A 9,563-nucleotide genomic window follows, 5' to 3' on the forward strand; every position below is an offset into this window, starting at 1 on the left:
GTTTGATACGGCCTCGCTGGTCTTGTCCTTGAACGAGCGTATCATCTGCCGTATCCGATATACGTATCTTTGCATGATACGTCTCGGAAGTCAAGAGAACGTCTCATGCCATGATACGATTGGCGTTTCATCCTGCCGCCAACCCTCAGCCACCCGCTTCGGCCACCGAGCGGAAGAAGTCCTCGGGATCCTCGACTTCGGTCAGCCGCCGCTTCTCGATCAGCCAGAAGCGGTTGCCGATGGCGCGGATGAAGGAGCGGTCATGCGAGGCGAGCACGCAACTTGCCTGATGCTCCAGCAGCTCCGCTTCCAGCGCTTCCTGGCCGTCTATGTCGAGATGGTTGGTCGGCTCGTCGAGCAGATAGAAATTGGGGTTGGCGAGCCTGAGCGCCAGCATCATCAGCCGCGTCTTCTGACCGCCGGACAGCACGCGGATCCGTCGCTCCTGCATATCGATGCCGACGCCGGCGCCGGCGAGCAGCGAGCGGGCGCGCTGTTCGCCAACATCGTAGCGGCGCGAGACCATCGCCAGCGGCGTGTCGTCGCCGCCGATGCCCGACAGCGCCTGGTCGCTATAGCCAAGCACGGTCGACGGCGTCACCTTCACGTTCTGCACCGCCTCTGGCTCGAGGATGGCGTTGCGGATCAGGGTGACGAAGCGCGACTTGCCGACGCCATTGCAGCCGAGCAGGACAATGCGATCGCCCTGGCAGATGTGGCGCTTGCCGGTCCTGAACAGCAGCGTTCCATCAGGGGTTTCCACTGCGGCGTCCTCGAGCGTGATTAGCACCTTTGCGTGGGTGCCCCGATTGGCGAGCTTGATCGCGCCAGCCGATTTCTCGCGATGCGCCGGGGCAGCCGCCTCTTCCAGGCGCTCGGCGCGTTGATTGAGCTGCTTGGTCTTGACCGTCAGCAAGTCACTGCCCGAATTGATGCCGATGTTGTTGAGCTTGGCGGCCTGCCGGCGCAATTGCTGCGCTACCTTCATGTCGCGCTGGAACTTGCGCTCGGTCGAGGCGTCGACGTCGTCGAGAGCCTGCCTTGCCCTGGAGTAGGGCAGGGCAAACACCGGCGACTGTTCCGGGCGTAGGAAGAGGGTCCGGTTGGTGGTGGCGTCGAGGAAGGCGCGGTCGTGGCTGGCGACGACGACGGGCACCTCGCGCGGCAGCGTGTTCAGCCAGGTTTCGAGCTGGCTGATCCTGGCCAGGTCGAGATGGTTGGTCGGCTCGTCGAGCAGCAGCACATCCGGATCGGTGACCCAGACGCGGGCGATCAGCGCAAGCCGCTGCCAGCCGCCGCTCAGCGCCTGCATTTGCCGTTCGCGCATCGGCTCGGGCACGTCGAGCGAATCGAGAACGACGTCGACGCGCCACATCTCGCTTTCGGCCTGCTCAGGCGGCAAGGCATCGGCCACCACCTGGTGGAACGTACGGTCGAGAAGGGCCGATGCAACGGACTGTTCGACATGGCCGACGCACAGGCCGCGCGTGCGGCTGATGTCGCCAAAGGTCGGCTCCATCTCGCCAGTCAAGCATTTCAGCAAGGTCGACTTGCCGCGGCCATTGGCGGCAACGATGCCGAGCCGGTCGCCGGTGCCGATGGTGAGGTCGAGATTGGCAAAGAGCGGCGCGCTCATGGTGACGCCGAGGGATTTGAGGCTGATCAGGGCCATTTTGATTTCTCTGGTCTTGCCGGAGCCAAGTCCGGTTCAATGCACTTTGACGGTGCGCGTGCAGGCCATCAGAACAGGCGTTGCAACACCACGAAGGGCAGACCAATAAAATCGAAGCGGGAAAAACCCGGACCGTCCCTGGTCAGCCCTGCAAGCTAGCTCGCAGGGCAGAAATCGGGCCACGCTGACGATGGTGACGAAAAAACGTAAACACGTGAGCCCTCCTTTCAAGACGTTCGAGTACGGGAGATGACTACACCAAGGGCGAGGCCGATGGCAAGGCTGCCGCTTTCATCCGGCGCGGGAATGGGTCGAGCACCAGCACGCAGCCGGCGATGATCGCCACCGCGCCGAAGGCCTGGACGAGGGTCAGCGACTCGCCGAGCATGACCGTGCCGACCAGCACGGCGATCACGGTCACGGCAAATTCGACGCTGATCGTCCTGGTGGCGCCGATGCTGGCGACCAAGCGGAAATAGACGACATAGGTCATTGCGCTCATGACGCAGGCAAGGATGGCGAGATAGAGGAAGTCGATGGCGCGCGGCATCGCCGGCACCGGCACGGCCAGCAGGAGCGGCAGCGTCATCAGTCCGCCGAAGAGGAAGGCGGCGCTGGTGAGTTCGAGCGAGCCGGCCGAGCGCAGATGGCGGTTGGCATAGTTGCTGCCGAAGGCCGCCGAGAAGGAACTGAACAGCGATGCGGCACAACCTAGCGCGAAGGATGTCGTGACGGGCACTGCCGGGAAGCCAACGAGAATGATGATACCGGCGGCACCGAGCAGCAGCCCGGCCAGCCCGTGGACGGTGATGCGCTCAAGCCCCCACAACTGGCCGATGATCATCGAGAACAGCGGGATGGCGGCAACGAGGATGGCCGCCATCGCCGTGCCGATGCGCGGGGTGGCATAGGACAGGCCGATCAACTGTGCCGCGACCGTCGTCGCGCCGACCACGGCGAAGTGCGACCAGCCGGCGCTGAAGTCGAGCCGGCGCCTCGTTGCTCCTGCCAGCAGCAGAAGCGTGATGCCGGCGATCAGGGAACGCAAGGTCACCGCACCGATCCAGCCGAAGGCATGCACCACCTTGAGCAGCACCAGGAACGACAGCCCCCAGGTGACGGCCAGGAAGACGTAGGCAGCGATGTCCTTGGGCTTCATTGTGTGGAGGGCCGTGGGGCTTGCAGGTGGAAGGAGAGAAGCTGCCACGGCCCGTATCGTTTCGACCGGCAACTGACAAGGGCTGGCGCATGGTCCAGCCGGCCGACCGTGCGGCTCCGAGATCAGACAGGTCTCAAGTGACCGCCACTCAATCCATGTTCTTTGTTGAGGTCGAGAAGGAAATGGCCGAATACCGTGCTGTTGCCAAGATCAACAACGATCACCAGAAGGGCGTTGAACCGGCCGGTGCCAATCAAGACTTGATCAAACCGATTTTGGGCGTCTCGGTAAACATAGTGAACGTCGTTCAGATAGGGCACGCCGATTTCGTCGAGATTTAGTGCGTCGACATAAGGCCATATGTCCACGATGGCATTCGCGGTAGCGGTGACATTCGTCATCGGCTCAGTGAAGCAAGCCTTGAACTCCTTTTCATCAAGTCTGCGAACGACGAGCATCACCTATTCTAGGTGATGGCTTTGGAAGTCCGCAACTAGCCGAAATCTACCGTTCAAGCCGGCATGCAAGCCTTACCGTCCCGGCCTGCCCGTCTTGCCTGGCCGGCGCTTTTCGCGGCGGGCGTCGCCGGGATCCTCATAGGAGCCAATGCCGGCGCGCTCGCGCTTGACCGGTTTGTCGCCCTCGATGGGTGTCTCGGTCCGCCGCACCGTCATCTCATCCAGCGAGTTCTTCTTGAACAGCGGTTTGGTGGCGTCGCCGGGGATGCCGAAATCGGAACCGTGCGCCTCTTCGGCCGACTGCTTCTTGAACAGCGAACGGGACACCGCGCCTGCGGGCGTGGGCATGTCGGTGCCCGGTCCCATGGCGTCGAGCGACGGCTTGCGGAAGAGGTTGGGCCGGGCAGCCTTGGCCGCCTCTTCGGCGGCACGTGCTGCGTCGAGCTTGCGGAAACGCTCCTGTTCCTCCGTCGTACGATGTTTGGCCACGCCCTTGTTGTGCTTGCCCTTTTCGCGGCCCGAGGCGGGACTTTGGCCTTCCATCTCGCGCGCCAGCGGGTCTTCGGAGATCGACAGTTCCATCTCGCGCAGCCGCTTGATCTCGTCGCGGATGCGGGCTGCCTTCTCGAAATCGAGATTGGCGGCGGCGTCGCGCATCTGCTTGTCCATGGCGTCGAGATGGGCCTTCAGATTGTTGCCCATCATGGCGCCGGCGCTGTCGGTGAACTGCGAGATGTCGGCGCGGACATGGTCCTTCTCGTAGACCGAGTCCAGGATGTCCGAGATGCGCGACTTGACCGATTCCGGCGTGATGCCGTTGGCCGCGTTCCATTCCATCTGCTTTTCGCGGCGGCGGCCGGTTTCGGCCATCGCCCGTTCCATCGAGCCGGTGACCTGGTCGGCATAGAGGATGACCTTGCCGTCGACGTTTCTGGCGGCGCGGCCGATGGTCTGGATCAGCGAGGTTTCCGAACGCAGGAAACCTTCCTTGTCGGCATCGAGAATGGCGACGAAGCCGCATTCGGGAATGTCGAGGCCCTCGCGCAACAGGTTGATGCCGACCAGCACGTCGAAGGCGCCGAGCCGCAGGTCGCGCAGGATCTCGATGCGCTCCAGCGTGTCGATGTCGGAGTGCATGTAGCGCACGCGGATGCCTTGCTCGTGCAGATATTCGGTGAGGTCTTCGGCCATGCGCTTGGTCAGCACGGTCACCAGCGTGCGGTAGCCGGCCTTGGTGGTGTCGCGGATCTCGCCGACGACATCGTCGACCTGGGTCTTGGCCGGGCGCACTTCGACCGGCGGATCGATCAGCCCGGTCGGGCGGATGACCTGCTCGGCGAAGACGCCGCCGGCCTGTTCCATCTCCCAGCCACCCGGCGTTGCCGAGACGGCGACGGAGAGCGGGCGCATGGCATCCCACTCCTCGAAGCGCAGCGGCCGGTTGTCCATGCAGGACGGCAGGCGGAAGCCATACTCTGCCAGCGTCGCCTTGCGCCTGAAGTCGCCGCGATACATGCCGCCGATCTGCGGCACGGTGACGTGACTTTCGTCGATGAAGACCAGCGCATTGTCGGGAATGTACTCGAACAGCGTCGGCGGCGGATCGCCCGGCTGGCGGCCGGTGAGATAGCGCGAATAGTTCTCGATGCCGGCGCAGGAGCCGGTGGCTTCGAGCATCTCCAGATCGAAGCGGCAGCGCTGTTCCAGCCGTTGTGCTTCGAGCAGCCGGCCGGCGCGCTCAAGTTCCACTAGCCGGTGCTTGAGCTCTTCCTTGATCGACTTGATCGCCTGGTTGAGGGTCGGGCGCGGTGTCACATAGTGCGAGTTGGCGTAGATCTTGACGCTCTTCAACTCGCCGGTCTTCTGCCCGGTCAGCGGGTCGAACTCGGTGATCTGCTCGATCTCGTCGCCGAACATCGAGATGCGCCAGGCGCGATCCTCAAGGTGGGCCGGAAAGATCTCGATCGTGTCGCCGCGCACGCGGAACGAGCCACGCACGAAGTTGACGTCCTGGCGCTTATACTGCTGCGCGACGAGGTCGGCGAGCAGCGCGCGCTGGTCGAGCCGGTCGCCGATCTGCATCTGGAAGGTCATTGCCGTGTAGGTCTCGACCGAACCGATACCGTAGATGCAAGACACCGAGGCAACGATGATGACGTCGTCGCGYTCGAGCAGCGAGCGCGTCGCCGAATGGCGCATGCGGTCGATCTGCTCGTTGATCGAGGACTCCTTCTCGATGAAGGTGTCGGTGCGCGGAACGTAGGCCTCCGGCTGGTAATAGTCGTAGTAGGAGACGAAATACTCGACGGCGTTTTCGGGGAAGAATTTCTTGAACTCGGAATAGAGCTGTGCGGCCAGCGTCTTGTTCGGCGCCAGGATCAGTGCAGGGCGCTGCGTCTCCTCGATCACCTTGGCCATGGTGAAGGTTTTTCCGGAGCCGGTGACGCCGAGCAGCACCTGGGTGCGATCGCTGTTGTCGACGCCTTCGACAAGGTCCTTGATCGCCGTCGGCTGGTCGCCGGCAGGTTCGAAATCCGACACCATCTTGATGGCGATGCCGCCTTCGGATTTTTCCGGGCGGGCAGGGCGGTGCGGCGTCCACAACACGCCATCCTTGTGCAGGGGATTGCCGGATTCGATCAGCGCCGACAGCGCGGCCACCGTAGCGGTGACGCCGCTCGAGGTCATCGTCTCGGCTTCTTCCAGCGAAATGTCGAGGCCGGCGACCGGGTTGAGGCCGGCTGCGGTGCGCTCCCTGGCTGTCGCTGCACCGCCCATCGAGGTGCCGCGCGCGGTGCGGCCGGGCGACGACGAACGCTCGGGGATCTTTTTCGATGGCTTCGGCGATTTGCCGCCGTCGCTCCTGCTGCCGAGGCGCCCCTCTTTCTCGGCTTCCTGCTCGATCTGCTCGGCCCAATCGGCGATCGAACCAGCCAGCGGCGTGCCCGACAGTTCGGCCTGCGGCATCTCGGCGAAGCCGCCCTTGTGCAGCGGCTCCGAGGCGTCGAGGAAATCGGTCAGCGGGCTGCGCCGCTTCGGGGCGGCGCGGTCGTCACTCGCCGTCGGCGGCGTTTTTTTGTCGGGGGATTTGGCCATGTCCCGAATATGGGATTTCCCGGCCAAAATGGAAAGAGCGCGATGGGGAGAGGCGTATCGGACAACGCTGCTCCTGACAGTAGGCTGTCAGGAGCAGGGCAGAAAGTGCGGCCGAATGCTTCTTGGTATTACGCGCCCCTGGCGGCGGATGCGACCTGCGTCGGCGAAGACGACAGGCGCGGCACCACAACGAGGCGCTTGATTTTGCCCTTCTTGAAGGCGGCGAGGAAGCGCGCATAGTCCTTGAAGGCGACGCAACCGCTCGACTGGGCGTAGCGGCCCCGAAGCAGGTAGGTATGGGCCAGCAGGCCGTCGCGATTGTATTTGTTGCGGCCATCGACCGGTGTCAGGCGCAAAGCCTCCACACCATGAAAGCGCGACTCGCGCAGCGACAGATTGTAGGTGTTGGGCGGTGTCGGTCCGCGGTTCTTCTGATCGGCATAGCGCGGCTGGTCCGCCATGGCGCCGACGCCCGAATGCGCCTCGAGCCTCGAGCCGTCAGGCATGTAGACGGTCTTGGCGCTGATGTCGTAGACGGCGACGCCATTGCCGGGTCCACTGCTGGAGCCCGGCGAGTTGAACAGGTTCTTGAATGCCTGGCCAAGGCCGCCGGAAGGTGTGTCGGGCTTGGCATAGGCCAGCACGTCGCCCTCGCCCGGCCTGCCTTGCCGCGCCGGCCTGGAGGGCTGGGCCCGTTGAACCGTCTCACGGGCGGGCTTCTGCTGCTGGACGGGCTTCGACGGTTGCTGGATGGGCTTCGACTGTTGCTGGATGGGTTTCGTCGACTGCTGTACGACCTTGGGCTGCTGCGGCGCGTCGAATTGCGGGCGCCGGGTCGGCAACGGCACGTCGTCGGTCAGCGCATCCGGCAGCGAGGCGGCATCGCCAGGCTGTGCCTGCTGGGTTTCGACAGGCGAAACCGCGACATCGGCCGAGGACTCGGTCATAGGCAGCGGCGAGGCGAACGCCTCGTCGTCGACCTGCAGCGACTGGACGAGGGCAAGCGCCAACTGCGCGCTGTCTGGCGTCTGTGCGTCCGACTGGGCAAAGCCCATCGGCTGCGGCGCCGTCTGCACGACGACGGAGCCGGTATCCATCCGGGCGAAGCGTTCGGCCGCTGGAGCCGGCATGTCATCCGACAGGCTGGCCATGACCTTGACGGACGGGACTAGGGACGCTTCAGCAATTTGCGGCGCAACGGTGGAAATGACCGGGCGCGCGGATGCGTCGGCCGCGACGACAGGTTTTCCGGCGCCGGCAAAGGCAGCGGCGAGTTTGGCCGGCGACAGCGACGCCTCCATGCGCTCGAAACGCTCTTGCGATTTCGACTTTACAACCATCGGGGCTGGCTTTGCCTGCACCACGAGGCGAGCGGATTTCTCAGCCTGCGGGTTTAACGCAGCCAGCTTGAAGCAACTCGCGCCGCATTGCACGGAATGATCGTGCAGCGCCTGCGTGCCGCCATGGGCACTGGCCAGCACGAACGGCGCCGAAGATCTCAGAAAGCGCTGCTTCAACGGATCGGCAAGGGCAAGCGCCCCCGGCATCGAAAGCGTCTGCGGCAGGCCGCCTGATGTCGCCGACAGCGAGGCGCCGACGGAACTCAGGCCAGCCATGGTACCGACCAGCCACAGGCCAATGGCCGCGCTAACACCGGGCACCGCGACCCAGCGGACGATCCGTTCAGGGTTGAAGGAAGAGGACCGTGGCGCGTCGCAGGCGGTCTCGCCGTCCCAACGCTCGTCCCCGCCAATTTTTTTACTCAAGAACGCCATGCACCAATCTTGCTCCAATCGGCTCCCACGTCCGCGGCTGTCATAGCCGCGACGACCATTCTGTGAGTGATCCCAGGTGGTCCCCGACGCGTTTATCGCGCCTGTCGTTAGTTGCCGATTGCTTCAAAATATGGACAAAGTTGGTTAATCAATCCCTCTCAAAACCAAACGAACGACGTGGACTTTTTGCCTCAAAAGGCTTGTCCACGACCATCAACGCGGCATTGGAGCCCCTCCAATCCTGTTTTGCTGCCTGTTTTTGCCGCCCAAGTCAAGCAAAACAGCCTTTGCTAATTTACCAAAAAGGCCGTTCAGCGAGTCATGCGACAATGTCGCGCGCCATTGAGTGCTGCTGAACAGGCCGTCGGCATCGGCAAAACTGTTGCCCGCCTGCCACAAATTCATCGCCCGGACGGTCGCCCCTCGACGGCCATTGACTCGTTTTGGGAGGCAGTGCAATCGGATTGAAATGCTTGGGTTTGAGGTGGCAAAGGCCACTTTTGGAGGCTTTTTAATGAAGCGTCGGGACTTCTTGACGCTGTCGGCGGGGGCGGCGGCATTTTCCATTCTTCCTGGCGCCGCTAGGGCTAGTGTGCCGGTGCCGTATGATCGCAACGCCGAAGTGCCGGTGAACGACAAGAAGGCGTTCATCGAGTGGATGGTGGCCAATCGAGGCGAGGACCCGAAGTTGCTGGCCGAGCGCTTCGATCGCTTCCAGATCATGGTCTACAACAAGGACGTGCTGGACGACCGCAACAAGCGCGCCTTCCTGTTGACGCCGCGCGAGGAGTTCGTCCTGCCGCAGAATCTGGCGCGTGCCTATGATCACGCCTTCCTCGACATCGGCTATGGCGTGACCATTTCCGGCCCGCATCTGGTCGGACGCATGACGACGGCCATCGACGTCAAGCTCGGCGAATCCGTGCTCGAGATCGGCACCGGCTCCGGCTACCAGTCGGCCTATCTGGCCAATTTGACCGACAAGGTGCACACGATCGAGATCATCAATCCGCTGGCGCAGCGCACCCGCCGCACCTATGACGCGCTGATCGAGCGCGGCTACAGCGAGTTCGGCTCGGTCACCAGCCGCAACGCCGATGGCTATTACGGCTGGGAAAGCGTTGGGGCGTTCGACAAGATCATCGTCACCTGCGGCATCGACCACATTCCGCCGTCGCTGTTGCAGCAGCTCAAGCCGAATGGCGTCATGGTCATCCCGGTCGGTCCGCCAGGCGCCCAGCATGTGCTCAAGGTGATCAAAGAAGAGCTCGCCGACGGCACGTTCAACATCGTCCGCTCGGACATCTATAATGGCAAGGTGGTGCCTTTCGTGCCCTTCACCAAGATGGAAGGCGACCAGATCGTCGGCACGCACAACAGCTGAGCCGGCCGTTTGGTAAGGC

7 protein-coding genes are annotated in these 9,563 nt (G+C 63.4%); 1 reads left to right on the forward strand and 6 read right to left on the reverse strand.

The annotated features are described in order from the left end of the window. Positions 1–145: 145 nt before the first annotated feature. The 6 genes from ACXJ7R_RS16665 to ACXJ7R_RS16690 all read right to left on the reverse strand — a co-directional run bounded on the left by ACXJ7R_RS16665 (position 146) and on the right by ACXJ7R_RS16690 (position 8,727). Positions 146–1,672 carry an ABC-F family ATP-binding cassette domain-containing protein gene (locus ACXJ7R_RS16665; protein ID WP_457152797.1) on the reverse strand — a complete coding sequence of 509 codons (1,527 nt, stop codon included), beginning with the start codon at positions 1,670–1,672 and terminating at the stop codon, positions 146–148. Positions 1,673–1,925: 253 nt separating this feature from the next. Next, positions 1,926–2,831 carry a DMT family transporter gene (locus ACXJ7R_RS16670; protein WP_457152798.1) on the reverse strand — a complete coding sequence of 302 codons (906 nt, stop codon included), beginning with the start codon at positions 2,829–2,831 and terminating at the stop codon, positions 1,926–1,928. A 122-nt stretch (positions 2,832–2,953) separates the two neighbouring features. Further along, positions 2,954–3,289, reverse strand: coding sequence for a hypothetical protein (locus tag ACXJ7R_RS16675; protein ID WP_457152799.1), 336 nt, complete (start codon positions 3,287–3,289; stop codon positions 2,954–2,956). 72 nt (positions 3,290–3,361) lie between these two features. Beyond that, a complete protein-coding gene (uvrB, locus tag ACXJ7R_RS16680; protein ID WP_457152800.1) occupies positions 3,362–6,385 on the reverse strand; it encodes an excinuclease ABC subunit UvrB in 3,024 nt (1,007 codons plus the stop codon). 128 nt (positions 6,386–6,513) lie between these two features. Beyond that, positions 6,514–8,160, reverse strand: coding sequence for a tlde1 domain-containing protein (locus tag ACXJ7R_RS16685; RefSeq protein ID WP_457152801.1), 1,647 nt, complete (start codon positions 8,158–8,160; stop codon positions 6,514–6,516). A 213-nt stretch (positions 8,161–8,373) separates the two neighbouring features. Beyond that, a complete protein-coding gene (locus tag ACXJ7R_RS16690) occupies positions 8,374–8,727 on the reverse strand; it encodes a hypothetical protein (RefSeq protein WP_457152802.1) in 354 nt (117 codons plus the stop codon). Positions 8,728–8,758: 31 nt separating this feature from the next. Here ACXJ7R_RS16690 and ACXJ7R_RS16695 point away from each other — a divergent pair, with 31 nt between their 5' ends. Continuing rightward, a complete protein-coding gene (locus ACXJ7R_RS16695) occupies positions 8,759–9,544 on the forward strand; it encodes a protein-L-isoaspartate O-methyltransferase family protein (protein ID WP_457152803.1) in 786 nt (261 codons plus the stop codon). Positions 9,545–9,563: the final 19 nt, after the last annotated feature.

It is taken from the genome of Mesorhizobium sp. P5_C1 (genome assembly GCF_054049815.1).